The organism is Lysobacter enzymogenes, assembly GCF_017355525.1.
GTDB lineage: Bacteria > Pseudomonadota > Gammaproteobacteria > Xanthomonadales > Xanthomonadaceae > Lysobacter > Lysobacter enzymogenes_C.
Genome location: NZ_CP067395.1, coordinates 3,055,495 through 3,073,174 on the forward strand (window position 1 = coordinate 3,055,495; position 17,680 = coordinate 3,073,174).

A 17,680-nucleotide genomic window follows, 5' to 3' on the forward strand; every position below is an offset into this window, starting at 1 on the left:
GCCGGCCCCCCGCCGACGACGATGCGCGCGGCGCGTTGGGCTACGCGTCGCGTGCGGCCATTGGTGTCTTTGCGAGGTTCGTATCCGCTCTCGTCATGAGCATGTCCTGCCTCAAGGAGACGTGAAGACCTTCCCAAGCCGAACCCCTACGCTTAGGCTCCCTCCGCGGGGCCGACCACTAGATGTTGTGGCCTCGCAGGGGTTCAACGCTACGCCCGGCGTTCCCGGAAGTCAACGGCTTGTTGATGACTATCACGCTTCGGCTGTCATCGCCGCGACTTGCATCGCAACCGTCTGCGCGCGCCGCAGCGCTTGCATGCGCGCCTGCGCCGCGCGCCGCGACGGCGGCGACTTCATCGGGTATTTATTGCCGCTCTCCAACACTCGGGGCGCGGCGTTGGAACGAGTCGCGGCCGGCGCGGTCCAAGCCCGGGCGCGGCGGCGCTTGAAGCCGCGGGCCGCCGCCACGATTGCTTGTCATGGCGATCGCTTGTGGGGACCATCCGCGCCACGTTCCTATGCATTGCCCTGCCGCCCGCCTTCCTTTCCACGCACCTTCGGAACCGCGACACGATGCGCCCCTTGCCGACCCTGCTGACCCTTGCCTTGGCCGCCGCATTCGGCGGTTTCGCCGCCACCGCCATCCGCGAAGGCCTGGAAGCGCCGGCGCAGGCCGCGCCGCCGCCGGCCGTGCCGACCCTGGCGGTGCCCGCCACCGCCGCATTGCCGGCCTCGGTCGCCGGCCAGCAGCTGCCGTCGCTGGCGCCGATGCTGCAGAAGGTCACCCCGGCGGTCGTCAGCGTGCACACCAAGCAGACCGTGCGCATCCGCAACCCGTTCGCCAACGATCCGATCTTCCGCCGCATGTTCCCCAACATCCCGCAGGAACGGATCAACGAATCGCTCGGTTCGGGCGTCATCATCGACGCCAAGAACGGCTACGTGCTGACCAACCACCACGTCATCGAGGGCGCCGACGAGGTCTCGGTGACGCTGGCCGACGGGCGCACGGTCAAGGCCGACTTCATCGGCTCGGACCCCGACACCGACGTGGCGCTGATGCGCATTCCGGCGCAGAACCTCAGCGCGATTTCGCTGGCCGACTCCGACGCGCTGCGGGTCGGCGACTTCGTGGTCGCGGTCGGCAACCCGTTCGGCATCGGCCAGACCGTCACCTCCGGCATCGTCTCGGCGGTCGGCCGCAGCGGCCTGCGCGGGCTCGGCTACCAGAACTTCATCCAGACCGACGCCTCGATCAATCCGGGCAATTCCGGCGGCGCGCTGGTCAATCTCAACGGCGAACTGGTCGGCATCAACACCGCCAGCTTCAATCCGCAGGGCAGCATGGCCGGCAACATCGGCCTGGGCTTCGCGATTCCGGTGAACCTGGCGCGCAACATCAAGGACCAGTTGATCGCCAACAACGGCGTCGTGCGCCGCGGCACCCTGGGGCTGGAGTCGCAGGACGTGACGCCGCAGTTGGCCGCTGCGCTCAAGCTCGCCGAACCGCGCGGCGCGCTGGTGTCGCGGGTGTTCGCCGGCAGCGCCGCGGCCGCGGCGGGGCTGCGCGCCGGCGACGTGATCCTGGCCGCCAACGGCCAGCGCGTGGACGGGCGCGATGCGCTGCGCAATTTCGAAGGCCTGCAGTCGATCGGCAGCAAGATCGCGCTGGACGTGCGCCGCGAAGGCCAATCGCTGCAACTCAACGCCAGCCTGCGCGAGCAGCCGCGTTCGCTGACCGGCGCCGACCTGGATCCGCGCCTGACCGGCGCCACCTTCGGCGAACTGCCCGAGCGCCTGCGCCAGTCCGGCCTGTCCGGCGTGGTGGTCGAAAGCGTGACCCGCGGCAGCCGCGCCGAGGCCAACGATTTGCGCAAGGACGACATCGTTCTTGCAGCCAGCAGCGGCAATTTCGACGATCTGCCGGGCTTCCGCGCGAGCTTCACGCGCACGCCGGCACAGTTGCTGCTGCGCGTGCAGCGCGGCAACAGCGTCGGCAATCTGGCGATCCGCTGAGCGCGCCGGCATGCGCGCCCGCACGCAGCGATGCGTGCGGGACCGGTGCGCGCGGGGACGCGCGGAGCGATGCACGCGGCGCGTTAACATCGTCCCGCTAAGATCGGACCGCAACCCTGGGGCGGTTGAGTAAGATCGCCCACGCGCATTCATCCGGCCGCCGCGGCGGCCGCCACCCGCGACACCCGTTCATCGCCGTCGAGGGCCGCTTCATTGCCCGGCCCGACCACGGCCCGCGAACCCGGGACACGTTCCGCGGTTCATTCCCGCAGCAACACGGAGGAAACCACGATGTCCCCCACCTCGACCGACAACGTCAAGAGCAACCTCGGCCAGGCCGGCAGCCACCTCAAGCAGGCCGCCAGCGACGCCGGCGACGCGATCCGCAGCGCCACCAGCGTGGCGGGCGAAGAACTGAAGATCGGCAAGGCCAACGTCAAGTCCGACCTCGCCGACAGCGCGCTGGCCGGCATCGCCGCGGCCGAGCACGCCGGCGGCGCCGCGCGCGAGCAGGTCGACGCGCTGATGGACAAGGGCCGCGATCTGATCGAAAGCGCCGCCGAGCTGGTGCGCGAGCGTCCGCTGGCTTCGTTCGGCGTGGCCTTCGCCGCCGGCTTCATCATCGCCAAGCTCGCCCGCAGCGGCGACAAGTAAGTGAGCGCAGGCGACGCGCCCCATAGCGACGACGCGCGCGCGCCCGGCAGCAGCGGCGAGCCCCGCCAGGGGCCGCTGCCGCTGGAGGACGCGGTCCGCGAAATCGGCGACGCCGGCCGCGAAGGCCTGTCCGCCGCGCTCGACACCGGCCGCGCCCTGCGCGGCCTGTTGATCGCCGACCTCGCCCTGGCCCGCAGCGCGCTGGGCCGGGCGCTGATGTGGGTGGCGGTGGCGATCGTGTTCGGCGCGTCTTCGTGGCTGTTGCTGATGGCGGCGCTGATCGCGTTGCTGCAGGGCGTGCTGGGCTGGTCGTGGCTGGCGTCGATGTCGGCCGCGGCCGGGCTCAGCCTGGTGGTGACCGCGCTCGGCGTGTGGCAGGCGCTGCGTTATTTCGAACACACGCGGCTGTCGGCGACGCGGCGGCAGTTGCGGCGCATGGGCCTGGGCCACGACGACGACGACGATCGCGAGATCGAGAAGCAGGAGGCGCGATGAGCCGGTTCGACCGTCTGCAGCGGCGCGTGGACAAGCGCGAGCGTTTGCTCGAGGGCCGCTACGAGCAGGTGCAGGAACGCAAGCAGGTGCTGGTGAAGTCGTGGCGCGAGGCGTGGACGCCGGGGCGGATCGTCGTCGCCGGTCTGGCCGCGGGCTTTTTCATGGGCCGCGCCGAGCCGGTCAAGATCGCGGTCAAGAGCGGCAATCTGATGCAGATCATCAGCTTGGTGTCGGGCTTGTTCGCCGGTGCCGGCGCGCAGGAAGCGGCGGATCAGGCCGGGCAGGCGGCGGGTCAAGCCGGGCATGCGGCGCGCGCGGCCGATCAGGCGGCCGGCAGTGCGCGTGCTGCGGAACGCAGCGCGGCTTGATCGCGGGGGCGAGACTTCGCAACTCCGGGCCTTGGGCCGGGGGAAGTTCCCCGTTCGCTAGGGCCTGCGGCAAACGCTTACGGGGAACTTCCCCCGGCCCAAGGCCCTGCACCGCGGCGGGTGGTTCGTTTGCGTTCGATGCTCGTCGCGTACGCCTCTGAAGCCGGCCCCACGAAAATCCGGAGCATCGGGCCTGCCGAAGTTCCCCGCAGGCGTTTGCCGCAGGCCCTAGCCGGCGGAGGAACCTCGGCAGGCCCGATGCGCCCCGCGTCCCCGCACATCGTGCTGGCGCGTACACGCGCAAGAGCGCACAGTTTGCGCCGGTTCCACCGCACGATGCCGCCTTGATCCCGCCCACTGCGTCCGACTCCGATTCCATCCCGCCGCCTGCCGACCCGGCGCCCGCAGGCGACGACGCCACGACGCCCGCGTCCGCGCGCCCGCGCGCGCCGGTGTCGCTGCTGATCCTGGCCACGCTGGCCTTCGGCTACACCTTGTGGGCGGCGCAGGAACTGTTGCTGCCGATCCTGCTGGCCGCGTTCTTCGCCCTGGTCGGCAATCCGATCCTGCGCCTGCTCGGCAAGCTGCGCCTGCCGCGCCTGCTGGGCGCGCTGATCGTGATGGTCGGCGGCCTCGCCGTCGCCGGCGCGCTGACCCTGCAGCTGGCCGAGCCGGCCGGCGAATGGGTGCGGCAGGTGCCGAAGGAACTCAAACAGGTCGGGCCCAAGCTGCGGCAGATGACCAAACCGTTCCAGGACGCCAACCGCGCCGCGCAGAACTTCGCCCGCGCCGCCGGCGGCGAGAACACCGCCAAGCCGGTGCAGGTGGTCAAGACCGAACTCGACGATCCCTACCGCGCGCTGACCTCCACGCCCAAGCGCGTCGCCCAGGTGCTGGCGGTGGTGCTGCTGACCTTCTTCTTCATGGTGTTCGGCGAGTCCTTGCAGCGCAACGCCATCGCCCTGCTGCCGAGCCAGCAGCAGAAGAAGCTGACCATCGACATCCTGCATTCGATCGAACGCGAGATCTCGCGTTACGTGCTGACCATCAGCCTCATCAACACCGGCCTGGGCTTGGCCCTGGCCGGCGCGCTGTACGCGCTGGGCACGCCGCTGCAGGAAGCGCTGCTATGGGGAACGATGGCGGCGATCCTCAACTTCGCGCCCTTCGTCGGCCCGCTGATCGGCGTCGGCGTGATGCTGGTGATGGGGCTGGTGGCGTTCGACGAACTGTGGCCGTCGCTGCTGCCGGCCGGGCTGTACCTGGGCCTGCACACGATCGAATCGCAGCTGGTGACGCCGCTGGTGCTGGGCCGGCGCATGCGCCTGTCGCCGCTGGTGCTGATGCTGGCGCTGATGTTCTTCGGCTGGCTGTGGGGCATCGTCGGCCTGCTGCTGGCGGTGCCGATGCTGGTGTGCGTGAAGCTGGTGCTGGCGCGGATCCAGGGCATGGAAGGCTGGGCGCGGCTGCTGGAATGATCCTCGCCGCCGACGTGCATTACTTCGATGCCGGCGCGCGCGCGGCCGGCGTGCTGTTCGGCGACTGGGGCGACGAGGCCGCGGCCGCCGAACTGAGCTTGGACATCGATAACGTCGCCGCGTACGAACCCGGCGCGTTCTACCGCCGCGAGCTGCCGTGCCTGACCGCGTTGCTGGCGACGCTCGACGCGGCGCCGGCGTGCATCGTCGTCGACGGCCACGTCTGGCTCGACGGCGCCGGCCGGCCCGGGCTCGGCGCGCATCTGTGGGAGGCGCTGCAACGGCGCGTGGCGGTGGTCGGCGTGGCCAAGACCCGTTTCGTCGACACCCCGGCCGCGGCCGAAGTGCTGCGCGGCGGCGGCACCCAGCCGCTGTACGTGACCGCGGCCGGCCTCGACCCGGCGCTGGCGCGCGCCGCGGTGGCGCGCATGCACGGCGAGCATCGCCTGCCGGAGTTGCTGAAGCGGGCCGACCGGCTGGCGCGCGGCGGCTGAACGCGGCGCGGCGCGCGCACAGCGACGCGCGTCGTCCATCGGCCGCGGCGCGGCAGGCTAAACTGGCCGGCATGAGCTTTCCCGTCCGCGCCATCACCCTGGACCTCGACGACACCATCTGGCCGATCGCGCCGGTGATGGTGCGCGCCGAGGCGGTCCTCGACGCCTGGCTGCGCACCCATGCGCCGCGCACCGCCGCGCTGTACCCGATCGACGCGGTGCGCGCGCTGCGCGACCGCATCGCCGGCGAGCGCCCGGACCTGGCCCACGACTACACCACCCAGCGCCGCCTGACCCTGCAGCAGATGCTGCGCGAAGGCGGCGACGACCTCGCCCTGGCCGAGCCGGCGTTCGACGCCTTCTTCGCCGCGCGCTGCGAAGTCGAGCATTACGCCGACAGCGAGGCCGCGCTGGCGCGGCTGGCCGCGCGGGTGCCGCTGGCGGCGCTGAGCAACGGCAACGCCGACCTCAAGCGGATCGGCCTGATGCCGCTGTTCCGCTTCCAGCTCGGCGCGCGCGAGCACGGCCGGGCCAAGCCCGACGCCAGCATCTTCCACGCCGCCTGCGCGCGCCTGGAGATGGATCCGGCGCAGGTGCTGCACGTCGGCGACGACATCGAACTCGACGTCGTCGGCGGCCGTCTGGCCGGGCTGCGCACCTGCTGGATCAACCGCGAAGCGCGCCAATGGCCGGCGCACCACCCGCGCCCGGACCTGGAATTCGCCACCCTCACCGATCTGGCCGACTGGCTGGAACGCAGCCCTTACGACCGCACGCCCCGCACGGACACCGCCGCCGCATGACTCTGCCCCTGGGTTTCACTTCTTCCGACGCCGGCGCGCTGCCGCTGGACCTCGTCGGTCGCGCCGACTTCGCCGCCTGGCGCGACGCGCTGCCCGCGCCGACCGCCGCCTGGGTGCAGGCGCAAGGCTTCGACGGCTCCCCCGCCAGCGCGACTCTCTTGCCCGGCCCCGACGGCCAGCTGATGGGCGCGGCGATCGGCGTCGGCGACGCGCTCGATCCGTATTCCTACGGCCACGCGCCGTTCGCCCTGCCGGCGCGCGCGTGGCGCACCAGCGAACGGCTCGAACCCGGCGTGCGCGATGCGCTGCGCCTGGGCTGGGGCCTGGGCGCGTACCGCTTCGACCGCTACAAGGCGCCGCCGCGCGCGCCGGCGCAGCTGCTGGTCGACGGCGCCGACGACGAAGTCTTCGCCGTGCTCGCCGCCAGCGTGCGCGTGCGCGATCTGGTCAACACGCCGACCGAGCACATGGGCCCGGACGAACTCGAACGGATCGCGCGCGAGATCGCCCAGCGCCACGGCGCCAAGTTCGAAGCCATCGTCGGCGACGAACTGCTGGCGCAGAACTTCCCCGCCATCCACGCCGTCGGCCGCGCCTCGCACCGCGCGCCGCGGCTGATCGCGCTGGAATGGGGCGACGCCGCGCATCCGCACGTGGCCCTGGTCGGCAAGGGCGTGTGCTTCGACACCGGCGGCCTCGACCTCAAGCCGGCCGACGGCATGCGCTGGATGAAGAAGGACATGGGCGGCGCGGCGCACGCGATCGCGCTGGCCGAACTGATCATGGCGCGCAAGCTGCCGCTGCGGATCACCCTGCTGGTGCCGGCGGTGGAAAACGCGGTCGGCCCGGACGCGTTCCGCCCGGGCGAGGTCATCGCCACCCGCCAGGGCATCAGCGTGGAGATCGACAACACCGACGCCGAGGGCCGGGTGATCCTGTGCGACGCGCTGACCTACGCCGGCGAGCGCAAGCCGGCGCTGCTGCTCGACTTCGCCACCCTGACCGGCGCGGCGCGCATCGCGCTGGGCCCGGATCTGCCGGCGCTGTACTCGAATCAGGACACGCTGGCGCAGGACTGGCTCGACGCCGGCATCGTCCAGCGCGACCCGGTCTGGCGCATGCCGCTGTGGCGCCCGTACCTGCGCTACCTCACCAGCCACATCGCCGACCTCGCCAACGGCGGCCCGTCGAAGATGGCCGGCTCGGTCACCGCGGCGCTGTACCTGGAGCGCTTCGTTCCGGCCGATCAGGCCTGGGCGCACCTCGACGTCTACAGCTGGAACGACGCCGACCGCCCCGGCCGCCCGGCCGGCGGCGAGGCCCAGGGCTTGCGTGCGGTGTACGCGATGCTCAAGGCGCGCGCGGCCGGCTGAGGCCGGCGGCGCGGGAGAACGGCCGATGAGGTACCGATCGATAGGCATGGCGCTGGCGTTGGCCGCTGCGGCCGCGCTCGCGGCCGGTTGCGCGGGCGCCGGGACGAAACGGGAGACGGCGGGCATGGCGAACATGGACGAGACGGCGCGGAGCGATTCGGGACAGGCCGCTGCGGGCCCGGGCCGGGCCGGCGCGCAACGGATCGCCTCGAACCCGGCCGAGGCGGCGCGGCCGGCGGACTCGGAACTGGTGCGCTCGCCGCAGCCGGTGCCGGCCGACGACCGGCTCAAGGTGTTCCTGGCCGGCAGCATCGACATGGGCGGCAGCGCCGACTGGCAGGCGCAGTTCGCGCGCGAGCTGGCCGACGAGGGCGTGGTGCTGCTCAACCCGCGCCGCGAGGACTGGAACCCGGCGTGGAAGCCGGTCGCCGAGGAGCCCGAATTCCGCCGCCAGGTCGAGTGGGAACTCGCCGCCCTGCAACGCGCCGACGTGATCGCGATGTACCTGGCGCCGGGCTCGCAGGCGCCGGTCAGCCTGCTCGAACTGGGCCTGCACGCGGGCTCGGGCAAGGTCCTGCTGGCCTGCCCCGACGGCTTCTGGCGCAAGGGCAACGTCGACATCGTCGCCGAGCGCTACGGCATCCCGCACTACGACTCGCTGCCGGCGCTGGCGCAGGCGGTGCGCGCGCGGCTGGCGGAACTGCGGCAGGCGCGGGCGCGCTGAATCCTGCGTTCGACGGCGCTTTACCGGCGGGGACGCTTTGCGGCCCGCTGCGACTCCTTCAAGAACGTCATCCTCGCGAACGCGGGGATCCAGAGACTTCAGAGTCATGCCTGGATAGAGCCCTGGATGCCCGCCTTCGCGGGCATGACGGTCGGGGAAGTCGCGCAGCCACTGTTGTGGACGACAACGCTTTACCAGCGGCGATGCTTTGCGGCCCGCTGCGACTCCTTCAAGAACGTCATCCTCGCGAACGCGGGGATCCAGAGACTTCAGAGCCATGCCTGGATAAAGCCCTGGATGCCCGCCTTCGCGGGCATGACGGTCGGGGAAGTCGCGCAGCCACTGTTGTGGACGACAAGGCTTTACCAGCGGCGATGCTTTGCGGCCCGCTGCGACTCCTTCAAGAACGTCATCCCCGCGAACGCGGGGATCCAGAGACTTCAGCGCCCTGCCGCGATAAAGCCCTGGATGCCCGCCTTCGCGGGCATGACGGTCGGGGAGGTCGCGCAGCCACTGTTGCGGACGACGAGGCTTTACCAGCGGCGACGCTTTGCGGCGCGCTGCGACTCCTTCAAGAACGTCATCCCCGCGAACGCGGGGATCCAGAGACTTCAGCGCCCTGTCGCGATAAAGCCCTGGATGCCCGCCTTCGCGGGCACGACGAATGGGCGCGGCTCACAGCGACCCCCACAAAACCGGCAGGCCGGCCCCGCCCCGCGCGCACCGGCTGTCCTGTCCCCGCCCCGTATCGCGTTGATTCCTTTCGCTTCAGGGGCGTCCAGGGGACTGGCGCCGCGCTTCAGCTACAGGCAAAATGTGATTTGTGGCACATTAATTCAGTGCTATGCATCACCGTAGTCCGACCCGGGCCTGCGTCCGGGTCTCAGGGCCGCCAGGCAGCCTCAGCGCCCGAACCTTCGCAGTAAGGCTCGAAACAGGGGAATTCATGAATCGCTCGACCCAACTCGGCCGCAAGGCCGGCGCGCTGCTGTGCGCGTTCGCGCTGGCGTTCGCCGGCACCGTCCTGGCCAGCGGCGCCACCAGCCAGCGCGTGGCCAACGCCACCGGCGGCGTGCAGACCAACGGCTCCGACGGCCTGCGCGTCACCTGGGGCAGCAACAGCCAGTTCCAGGTGCGGCTGGGCAACGCCGATCAGGTCTACAACACCGGCGCCACGCCGACCAACGGCACGATGTTCAACAGCGTCTACCTGCGGGTCGAGCGCAGCAACGGCGTGCGCGTCTACAACAACGCCAACAACGCCGCGACCGCGCAGTTCCTGCAGTTCACCCAGGTCTCGCAAGACCCGCTCAGCGGCGACGGCAGCGTGGCCACGCCGTTCACCACCCGCACGGTGCTGCGCCCGAACAACACCAACGACAGCGGCATCACCCTGACCGTCATCGACAGCTACATCCGGCCGCAGGCGTGGTTCACCCGCCGGCTCGAGCTGAGCGGGATGCCGGCCACCGGCGCGACGATCAAGGTCTACCAGAACGTCGACACCTATCTGCAAGGCGACGACAACGGCCCCGGCTTCAGCCGCACCACCCCCGGCAACACCAGCGGCCGGCCGAACCTGGTCGGCGTGGCCAAGGGCGACGTGTTCGAAGCGCTGTGGTGGGAGCCCTCGTCGGGCACGCCGAACTGGGACCGTTACTTCAGCGGCGAGTACACCTTCCCGCAGTGGCAGATCTGCAACGGCACCAACACCCAGAACAACTGCAACGCCAGCGGCGGCAACCTCAGCAACACCATCAACGCCGCCAGCGTCGACAACGGCATGGCCGCGCAGTGGAACGTGCCGTCCGGCGCGGCCACCTTCGCCGCCGAATACCGCATCACCTTCGCGCTGAGCTCGGTCGACCTGATCAAGCGCTTCGCGCCGACGACGATCAACGCCGGCGGCGTGTCCACGCTGACCTTCGACCTCAGCAACAAGAGCGTCAACGGCGCCAACAGCGTCGCCTTCACCGACACCCTGCCGGCCAACGTGGTGGTCGCGCCGACCCCCAACGTGCGCACCAGCTGCCCCAACGGCGGCGCGCTCGGCACCGCGCTGAACGGCATGACCGTGACCGCGACCGCCGGCAGCGGGACGATCTCGGTCGCCGCCGCCAGCGTCAACGGCGCGACCGGCAACGGCACCGCGCGCACCTGCCAGATCGCGGTCGACGTCACCTCCAACGTGGTCGGCGTCTACCACAACACCAATGCCAGCATCAGCAACACCGCCAACCTGGTGAACCTGGTCGGCGACGAAGTGCTGACCGTGGTGCGGCCGCAGCTGACCGCGAGCAAGTCGGTGTCCGGCGCGCTCGCCGCCGGCCAGAACGGCATCGCCACCGACGGCTACTTCAACATCGGCATCCAGAACAGCGGCAGCGGCGCGACCAGCGGCGCGATCACCATCGCCGACACCCTGCCCGCCGGCTTCAGCCTGGTGTCGGCGTCGAGCGCGCAGGGTCCGGTCAGCTGCGGCACGCTGCCGGCGACCGGCACGGTCACTTGCACCTTCACCCCGACCGCCCCGATCGCCGCCGGCGACAGCGCCACGGTGCGCCTCAACGTCGCCATCCCGGCCACCGCGACCGGTTCGCCGATCAACCACGTCGCCCTCGCCGGCGGCGGCGATCCGGATCCGCTGCCGGCCTGCCCGGCCGCCGGCAACCCGCAGTGCGCGCAGACGCCGGCGCCGATCGCGGTCAACGTCGGCCTGAGCCTGGTCAAGAGCGAACTGACGCCGTCGACCACCTACACCCCGGGCCGCCCGACCACCTACACCCTGCAGGCCTGCAACCCGAACGGGCCGGCGGTGGCCAACGGCGCCACCATCAACGACCCGCTGCCGGCCGGCACCCGCCTGTCGGCGAGCTGGCAGTGCACCGGCACCGGCGGCGGCACCTGCCCGGCCAGCGGCGGCGCGATCAACGACGCCAGCGTCGCCATCGCCGGCGTGGTGCTGCCGGTCGGCGCCTGCATCAACGTGCAGGTGCCGGTGCTCTACAACCCGAGCCCGACGGCTTACTGAGCCCCGCCCGCTCGCCCCGCAACGGCCGCCGCCGGATGTCCGGCTGGCGGCCGTTTTTGCGTTCGCCCGGCCCGCACGGCCGTTTTTGCGTTCGCCCGCGGCGGGCGGCTTCGGCGTGCCGGTCCGGCGAAACGCGCAATCCGCGCATACCCCGGCGCGGCACAATGGCCCGGCGCGAACATCCTCGGAGCCTGACAACTGTCAGGCCGAACCGACGACAGCGGCGCTGACAAAAACTGACTTTAAGCAGGTTGGATCGGACCGGTGCCGCGGTCACACTACCCGACGTCACGCGTCCTGGCTGGGAACATGAGCGCATCCGCCGATCTGTTGAAGGAACTCCGCATCGACCGCAACCGCCCGCCGGCGCCCTCGGGCCCGGGCCGCGGCCTGATCGTGGGCGCGGCGGTGCTGCTGGCGGTGCTGGCGGCGGGCGGCTGGTACCTGTTCGGCCGCAGCGCCGGCGCCCAGGTGCGCACCGCCAGCGTCACTGCGATCGGCGCCGGCAACGGCGGCGCCGGCGCCTCGGTGCTCGACGCCACCGGCTACATCGTCGCCCGCCGCATCGCCACGGTGTCGGCCAAGATCACCGGCAAGGTGCGCGAGGTGATGATCGAAGAAGGCCAGCGCGTCGAGCAGGGCCAGATCATGGCCACGCTCGATCCGATCGACGCCAACGCCCAGCGCGAACTCAGCGCCGGCCAGCTCGCCGCCGCGCAGAGCGAAGTCGCGCGGGTGCAGGCTTCGCTGAAGGAAGCCGAGGCCAATGCGGCGCGCTTGTCGTCGCTGACGAAGCAACAGTTGGTGTCGCGCTCGCAGTTCGACCAGGCCGTCGCCCAGCGCGACTCGCTGCGCGCACAGCTGCTGACCGCGCAGCGCAACGTCAAGGTGTCCGGCGACAGCCTGCGCATCTCCGACATCGGCGTCGACAACACCATCGTGCGCGCGCCGTTCTCCGGCGTGGTCACCGCCAAGGCCGCTCAGCCCGGCGAGATCGTCTCGCCGCTGTCGGCCGGCGGCGGCTTCACCCGCACCGGCATCGGCACCATCGTCGACATGGATTCGCTGGAAATCGAAGTCGACGTCGGCGAGTCCTTCATCGGCCGGGTCAAGCCGAAGATGCCGGTGGAGGCGACCCTCAACGCGTATCCGGACTGGAAGATTCCGGCCGAGGTCATCGCCATCATCCCGACCGCCGACCGCGGCAAGGCCACGGTCAAGGTGCGCATCGCGATCAAGAGCCGCGACGCGCGCATCGTCCCCGACATGGGCGTGCGGGTCAGCTTCCTCGAACAGGCCGCGGCCAAGCCCGCCGGCGCCGCGCCGGCCAAGCCCAGCGCGATGCTGCCGAACGCGGCGCTGGCCCAGCGCGACGGCAAGGACGTGGCGTTCGTGGTCGAGGACGGCAAGGTCCGCCGCGCCGACCTGACCCTGGGCCGCAAGCTCGGCGACGACCGCGAAGTGACCGCCGGCCTCAGCGGCGGCGAGAACGTGGTGCTCGACCCGCCGGATTCGCTGCAAGACGGCGCCAAGGTGCGTGTCGAAAACGCCGGCGCCGATTCGTCGGACTAATATGGACGCGACGACGCGCATGCGTTGATGCGTCCGCCCCGGCGCGCGAGCGTCGGGCGCCGATCCGGCGGCCGCGGCCCCACGCCGCCCGGCCGCCGCCGCAATCCCGCGCGGCAGCGCCACGCCGCGCGCGCTCCACCGGTCCGCGACCGGCGCGCCCGCGCGCGCCTCGCTCCGGCTCCGCACAGGTTCCGCTCTGGTTCCGCCCCGCCTCTGCTCCCGCAGCCGCTCCGCACCCGCACACCGCCCGAGGACGTCGAAGATGGACACCCTGGTTTCGATCAACCACCTCACCAAAACCTATCAGCGCGGCCCGGAAAAGGTCGAAGTGCTGCACGGCATCAACCTGGACATCGCCAAGGGCGATTTCGTCGCGCTCATGGGCCCCTCGGGCTCGGGCAAGAGCACCCTGCTGAACCTGATCGGCGGCCTCGACAATCCCACCAGCGGCGAGATCACCATCGAAGGCGAGCGCATCGACCGCCTCAGCGCCGGCCAGCTGTCGCAGTGGCGCAGCCGCCACGTCGGCTTCGTGTTCCAGTTCTACAACCTGATGCCGGCGCTGACCGCGCAGCGCAACGTCGAACTGCCGCTGCTGCTGTCGCCGCTCGGCGGCGCCCAGCGCAAGCGAAACGCCGAAATCGCGCTGACCCTGGTCGGCCTGCAGGACCGCCTCAGCCACCGCCCGAACGAGCTCTCCGGCGGCCAGCAGCAGCGCGTGGCGATCGCGCGCGCGATCGTGTCCGACCCGACCCTGCTGATCTGCGACGAACCCACCGGCGACCTGGACCGCCAGGCGGCCGAGGAAATCCTCAACCTGCTGCGCCTGCTCAACCGCGAACACGGCAAGACCATCGTCATGGTCACCCACGACCCGAAGGCCGCCGAGTACGCCACCCACACCCTGCACCTCGACAAGGGCACCCTGGTCGAGCAGCAGCCCGGCGCGCACTGAGCGGGAGACCGGCCATGAAATATTTCCACCTCATCTGGGCGGAGCTGATGCGGCGCAAGACCCGCACCACCCTGACCCTGCTGTCGATCGTCGCCGCGTTCCTGCTGTTCGGCCTGCTCGACGGCGTGCGCGAAAGCTTCGACCAGGCCGGCAACAGCGCCAACGGGGTCAAGCGCCTGCAGACCGGTTCGCGCCTGTCCTTCATCCAGCCGCTGCCGATGTCGCTCAACGACCGCATCGGCCAGGTGCCCGGCGTGAAGCAGGTGTCGTACGCCAACTGGTTCGGCGGCGCCTACCAGGACCCGCACAACCAGATCTTCAGCTTCGCGGTCGCGCCGAACTACCTCGACCTGTATCCGGAAATCTCCGTCGACCCGGCCCAGCGCAAGGCCTTCGCCGCGACCCGCACCGGCGTGCTGGTCGGCGCGCAGCTGATGCAGCGCTTCGGCTGGAAGGTCGGGCAGAAGCTGCCGCTGCAATCGACGATCTTCCCCAACAGCGACGGCACCAAGAACTGGAGCTTCGACATCGTCGGCGTGCTCTCGGCCGCCGACAAGAAGACCGGCGGCTGGTACGACCAGATGATCCTGATGCACTGGAAGTACTTCGACGATTCCAATCCCTACAACCGCGGCCAGGTCGGCTGGTACGTCACCGAAGTCAGCGACGTGAACCAGGCCGACCGCGTGGCCAAGGCCATCGACGCGATCTCGGCCAACTCCGACCACGAGAGCAAGACCCAAACCGAAGCCGCCTCGGCCGCCAACTGGATGAAGCAGATGGCCGACATCGGCCTGATCGTCGGCTCGATCATGGGCGCGGTGTTCTTCACCCTGGTGCTGCTGACCGGCAACACCATGGCCCAGGCGGTGCGCGAACGCACCTCGGAACTGGCGGTGCTCAAGACGATCGGCTTCCCCGACCGCAGCGTGCTGATGCTGGTGCTGGCCGAATCGGTGTTGCTGCTGCTGATCGGCGGCGTCGTCGGCGTGGCCCTGGCCGGCGTGCTCGGCCCGATCGTCAGCGCCGGCAGCCGCGGCGCGATCAACGTGCCGCCGATCGGCGCCAGCAGCTGGCTGCTCGCGCTCGGGTTGATGGTCGCCATCGGCCTGGTGGTCGGCGCGCTGCCGGCGATCCGGGCGATGCGCCTCAACATCGTCGACGCCCTGTCCGGACGCTAACGGAGACCGCTCATGAACAAGCTCCTCAAACTGGGCCGCGGCCTCCTCATCGCGATCGGCCTGATCGCCGGCCTGGCGCTGTGGGCGATGGCGCCGTGGCCGGTGCTGCTGGCCCTGGCCGCGGCGATGGCGCTGTGGATGGCGCTGACCCGCAGCGGCCAGCAGGCCGCCTCGGTCGCCGGCGTCGGCATCAGCACGCTGCGGCAGCGGCTGGGTTCCTCGTCGGTGGTGGTGATCGGCATCGCCGGCGTGGTCGCGGTGCTGGTGGCGATGCTGTCGATGGCCGAAGGCTACCGCCAGACCCTCGCCCGCACCGGCAGCGACGACAGCGTGATCGTGCTGCGCGGCGCGTCGGCGGCGGAAGTGATGTCGACCCTCGACCTGGCCAGCATCAACGTGATCGAACAGGCGCCCGGCATCGCCCGCGCGCCCGACGGCCGGCCGCTGGCCTCGCCGGAAACGGTGGTCGCGGCGAACCTGCCGATCAAGGGCGGCGCGCCCGACCAGGACGGCAGCGTGCAGCTGCGCGGCGTCGGCGACCGCGCCTGGCTGGTGCGGCCGCAGGTCAAGATCGTGCAGGGCCGCAAGTTCGAGACCGGCAAGCGCGAAGTGGTGGTCGGCAGCGGCGCCCAGCGCCAGTTCGCCGGCCTCGACGTCGGCAAGCAGATCCGCCTGGGCAGCGAGCAGTGGACCGTGGTCGGCGTGTTCAAGTCCGGCGACGCGATGGACTCGGAAGTGTGGTCCGACGCCGAGATGGTCGCCGCGACCTACCGCCGCGGCGCCTCGCGCAACGCGGTGGTGGCCAAGCTGACCTCGGCCAAGCAGTTCAAGCCGTTCAAGGCCGCGCTGGCCGGCGACCCGCGCCTGCAGGTCGACGCGACCACCACCGCCGACTACTTCGCCAAGCAGTCCGAGACCATGACCACGGTGATCCGCGTGATCGGCATCGTGGTCGGCTCGATCATGGCGATCGGCGCGGTGTTCGGCGCGCTCAACACCATGTTCGCCACCGTCGCCACCCGCGCGCGCGAGATCGCGACCCTGCGCGCGATCGGCTTCCGCGGCCTGCCGGTGGTGGTCGCGGTGATGCTGGAAACCATGCTGCTGGCGCTGGTCGGCGGCCTGATCGGCGGCTTGCTGGCCTGGGTCATCTTCAACGGCTACACCGCATCGACCATCGCCGGCGGCGTCGGCCAGCTGACCTTCGACTTCCGCGTCACCGGCGCCTTGCTGTGGAGCGGCTTGAAGTGGGCGCTGGCGATCGGCTTCGTCGGCGGCCTGTTCCCGGCGCTGCGCGCGGCGACGCTGCCGGTGACTGCGGCGTTGCGGGCCTTGTAAGCCGCGCCGCTTCCACGCAGATCCGAAAGCCCCCTTCATCGAAGGGGGCTTTTTTGCATCCGCCGTGCACACGATTCACTACGAGACGCACGCCGCGTGCACGCGCCGCGCGGCTGCGCAAAAACGGCGCTGGCTGCCGATGCGCGATGCGCGCTAGGCTGCGGCAACGCCATCGCGTCCGGGGATCGAATGAGCGCCAGCGTCCGCAAGCGCCTCTACCGCATCGCTGCCGTCGTCCTGGGCATGCTCACCATGATGTTCGCGCTGGAAGGCGTGCGGCCCGGCGCTCATTCGCCCTGGCTCGGCCTGCTGCCCCTGCTGATCGGCCTGGCCGCCGCCAGCGCTTGCGCGATCGCGGCCTGGCGTATCGACCTCGACGCGCCGGCTCGGCGTCGCGCACAGGTGCGCAAGGCCTTGCGCGACGGCGGCGTGCGCGCGTTCGCCGCCGATCCCGCATGGAAACTCGGCGCGCTGACCGCGTTCGCGCTGCTATGCGGGTGGCTGGCCTGGTCCGAGGCGGCACGCGGCCGCATCGCCCTGGCGCTGGTGCCTGGCGCGCTCGCCGCGGTGTGCGCGATCGGCGCGCTGTGGCGCTGGCGCGCGCGCGCGGCGCGGCGCGAGTTGCGCATCGACGCGGCCGGCGTGCATTCGCCCGACTTCGGCCTGATCGCCTGGGCCGATGTGGTCGGTTTGCGCCGCTATCGCATGCGGGTGCTGGAAACCGACAGCGAAGGGCTGCAATTGCTGGTGCGCGATCCCGACCGCTACATCGCGCGCCTGCCGGCCTGGCGACGCCGCTATTGCGGCCTGCCCCTCGCCGGCGCACGCTTCGCGCCGCTGCTGTTGCCGCTGGATCTCTACGGTATCGCGGTCGAACCGGCCTACGTCGCCGCGGTGACCTTGCGCCGGCGCGTCGGCGCGCCGTTCGTGGACGGATGGCAGCCGCAGATGGAGGAAACCGAAGTCGACGAGTTGCTGGCCGCGTCCGCGCCACGCGCCGCGTTGCCGGCGAACGGCGACGCGAATGCGCGCTTCGACGCCGCGCACGCGCATCCTGCCGCGCTGCGGCGCCAGTTGCGCTACCGCGCCCGCCAGCGGCGCTGGCGCGAAACCGCGCCGGTGCGCGCAGCGATCCTGCTGACGGCGACGCTCGGCTACATCGCGTTGCGGGCCTGGAGCGAAGGTTTGTTCGGCTGAC

Annotated in this window: 15 protein-coding genes; all 15 read left to right on the forward strand. The window is 71.0% G+C overall.

Annotated features, from left to right (window positions below):
• Nucleotides 1-573: 573 nt before the first annotated feature.
• The 15 genes from JHW38_RS12765 (at nucleotide 574) to JHW38_RS12835 (ending at nucleotide 17,679) form a co-directional block, all read left to right on the forward strand.
• Nucleotides 574-2,016: a Do family serine endopeptidase gene (locus tag JHW38_RS12765; RefSeq protein ID WP_207521706.1), complete on the forward strand. Its 1,443-nt coding sequence runs from the start codon at nucleotides 574-576 to the stop codon at nucleotides 2,014-2,016.
• 291 nt (nucleotides 2,017-2,307) lie between these two features.
• Complete coding sequence (locus JHW38_RS12770) at nucleotides 2,308-2,670, forward strand: hypothetical protein (protein ID WP_207521707.1); 363 nt, start codon at nucleotides 2,308-2,310, stop codon at nucleotides 2,668-2,670.
• Nucleotides 2,671-3,165 carry a phage holin family protein gene (locus JHW38_RS12775; protein ID WP_428995239.1) on the forward strand — a complete coding sequence of 165 codons (495 nt, stop codon included), beginning with the start codon at nucleotides 2,671-2,673 and terminating at the stop codon, nucleotides 3,163-3,165.
• The gene (locus JHW38_RS12780; protein WP_207521708.1) at nucleotides 3,162-3,533 is read left to right on the forward strand and encodes a hypothetical protein; all 372 of its coding nucleotides are present in this window, start codon (nucleotides 3,162-3,164) and stop codon (nucleotides 3,531-3,533) included. Before JHW38_RS12775 ends, JHW38_RS12780 begins: the two co-directional genes overlap by 4 nt.
• A gap of 344 nt (nucleotides 3,534-3,877) precedes the next feature.
• Nucleotides 3,878-5,011 (forward strand): AI-2E family transporter, encoded by a 1,134-nt coding sequence (locus tag JHW38_RS12785; protein ID WP_428995240.1) that lies wholly within the window; start codon nucleotides 3,878-3,880, stop codon nucleotides 5,009-5,011.
• Complete coding sequence (locus tag JHW38_RS12790; protein WP_207521709.1) at nucleotides 5,008-5,505, forward strand: endonuclease V; 498 nt, start codon at nucleotides 5,008-5,010, stop codon at nucleotides 5,503-5,505. Before JHW38_RS12785 ends, JHW38_RS12790 begins: the two co-directional genes overlap by 4 nt.
• 71 nt (nucleotides 5,506-5,576) lie before the next feature.
• A complete protein-coding gene (locus tag JHW38_RS12795) occupies nucleotides 5,577-6,308 on the forward strand; it encodes an HAD family hydrolase (protein WP_207521710.1) in 732 nt (243 codons plus the stop codon).
• Nucleotides 6,305-7,681, forward strand: a complete 1,377-nt coding sequence (locus JHW38_RS12800) for a leucyl aminopeptidase family protein (RefSeq protein ID WP_207521711.1) — start codon at nucleotides 6,305-6,307, stop codon at nucleotides 7,679-7,681. Before JHW38_RS12795 ends, JHW38_RS12800 begins: the two co-directional genes overlap by 4 nt.
• 124 nt (nucleotides 7,682-7,805) lie before the next feature.
• Nucleotides 7,806-8,405 (forward strand): nucleoside 2-deoxyribosyltransferase domain-containing protein, encoded by a 600-nt coding sequence (locus JHW38_RS12805; protein ID WP_207521712.1) that lies wholly within the window; start codon nucleotides 7,806-7,808, stop codon nucleotides 8,403-8,405.
• Nucleotides 8,406-9,351: 946 nt separating this feature from the next.
• Nucleotides 9,352-11,436 (forward strand): DUF11 domain-containing protein, encoded by a 2,085-nt coding sequence (locus JHW38_RS12810; RefSeq protein ID WP_207521713.1) that lies wholly within the window; start codon nucleotides 9,352-9,354, stop codon nucleotides 11,434-11,436.
• 309 nt (nucleotides 11,437-11,745) lie between these two features.
• Complete coding sequence (locus tag JHW38_RS12815; RefSeq protein WP_207521714.1) at nucleotides 11,746-13,008, forward strand: efflux RND transporter periplasmic adaptor subunit; 1,263 nt, start codon at nucleotides 11,746-11,748, stop codon at nucleotides 13,006-13,008.
• Between the two features lie 262 nt (nucleotides 13,009-13,270).
• Nucleotides 13,271-13,963, forward strand: coding sequence for an ABC transporter ATP-binding protein (locus JHW38_RS12820; RefSeq protein WP_207521715.1), 693 nt, complete (start codon nucleotides 13,271-13,273; stop codon nucleotides 13,961-13,963).
• Nucleotides 13,964-13,977: 14 nt separating this feature from the next.
• Nucleotides 13,978-15,144, forward strand: a complete 1,167-nt coding sequence (locus JHW38_RS12825) for an ABC transporter permease (RefSeq protein ID WP_207521716.1) — start codon at nucleotides 13,978-13,980, stop codon at nucleotides 15,142-15,144.
• Between the two features lie 12 nt (nucleotides 15,145-15,156).
• The gene (locus tag JHW38_RS12830) at nucleotides 15,157-16,482 is read left to right on the forward strand and encodes an ABC transporter permease (RefSeq protein WP_207521717.1); all 1,326 of its coding nucleotides are present in this window, start codon (nucleotides 15,157-15,159) and stop codon (nucleotides 16,480-16,482) included.
• Between the two features lie 189 nt (nucleotides 16,483-16,671).
• On the forward strand, nucleotides 16,672-17,679 hold the full coding sequence (locus JHW38_RS12835) for a hypothetical protein (RefSeq protein WP_207521718.1): 1,008 nt from the start codon (nucleotides 16,672-16,674) through the stop codon (nucleotides 17,677-17,679).
• The last annotated feature ends 1 nt before the right edge of the window (nucleotide 17,680 follow it).

Coding starts and splice junctions, on each gene's coding strand:
- JHW38_RS12765 (WP_207521706.1), top strand. CDS start 574: ATGCGCCCCTTGCCGACCCTGCTGACCCTTGCCTTGGCCGCCGCATTC.
- JHW38_RS12770 (WP_207521707.1), top strand. CDS start 2,308: ATGTCCCCCACCTCGACCGACAACGTCAAGAGCAACCTCGGCCAGGCC.
- JHW38_RS12780 (WP_207521708.1), top strand. CDS start 3,162: ATGAGCCGGTTCGACCGTCTGCAGCGGCGCGTGGACAAGCGCGAGCGT.
- JHW38_RS12790 (WP_207521709.1), top strand. CDS start 5,008: ATGATCCTCGCCGCCGACGTGCATTACTTCGATGCCGGCGCGCGCGCG.
- JHW38_RS12795 (WP_207521710.1), top strand. CDS start 5,577: ATGAGCTTTCCCGTCCGCGCCATCACCCTGGACCTCGACGACACCATC.
- JHW38_RS12800 (WP_207521711.1), top strand. CDS start 6,305: ATGACTCTGCCCCTGGGTTTCACTTCTTCCGACGCCGGCGCGCTGCCG.
- JHW38_RS12805 (WP_207521712.1), top strand. CDS start 7,806: ATGGCGAACATGGACGAGACGGCGCGGAGCGATTCGGGACAGGCCGCT.
- JHW38_RS12810 (WP_207521713.1), top strand. CDS start 9,352: ATGAATCGCTCGACCCAACTCGGCCGCAAGGCCGGCGCGCTGCTGTGC.
- JHW38_RS12815 (WP_207521714.1), top strand. CDS start 11,746: ATGAGCGCATCCGCCGATCTGTTGAAGGAACTCCGCATCGACCGCAAC.
- JHW38_RS12820 (WP_207521715.1), top strand. CDS start 13,271: ATGGACACCCTGGTTTCGATCAACCACCTCACCAAAACCTATCAGCGC.
- JHW38_RS12825 (WP_207521716.1), top strand. CDS start 13,978: ATGAAATATTTCCACCTCATCTGGGCGGAGCTGATGCGGCGCAAGACC.
- JHW38_RS12830 (WP_207521717.1), top strand. CDS start 15,157: ATGAACAAGCTCCTCAAACTGGGCCGCGGCCTCCTCATCGCGATCGGC.
- JHW38_RS12835 (WP_207521718.1), top strand. CDS start 16,672: ATGAGCGCCAGCGTCCGCAAGCGCCTCTACCGCATCGCTGCCGTCGTC.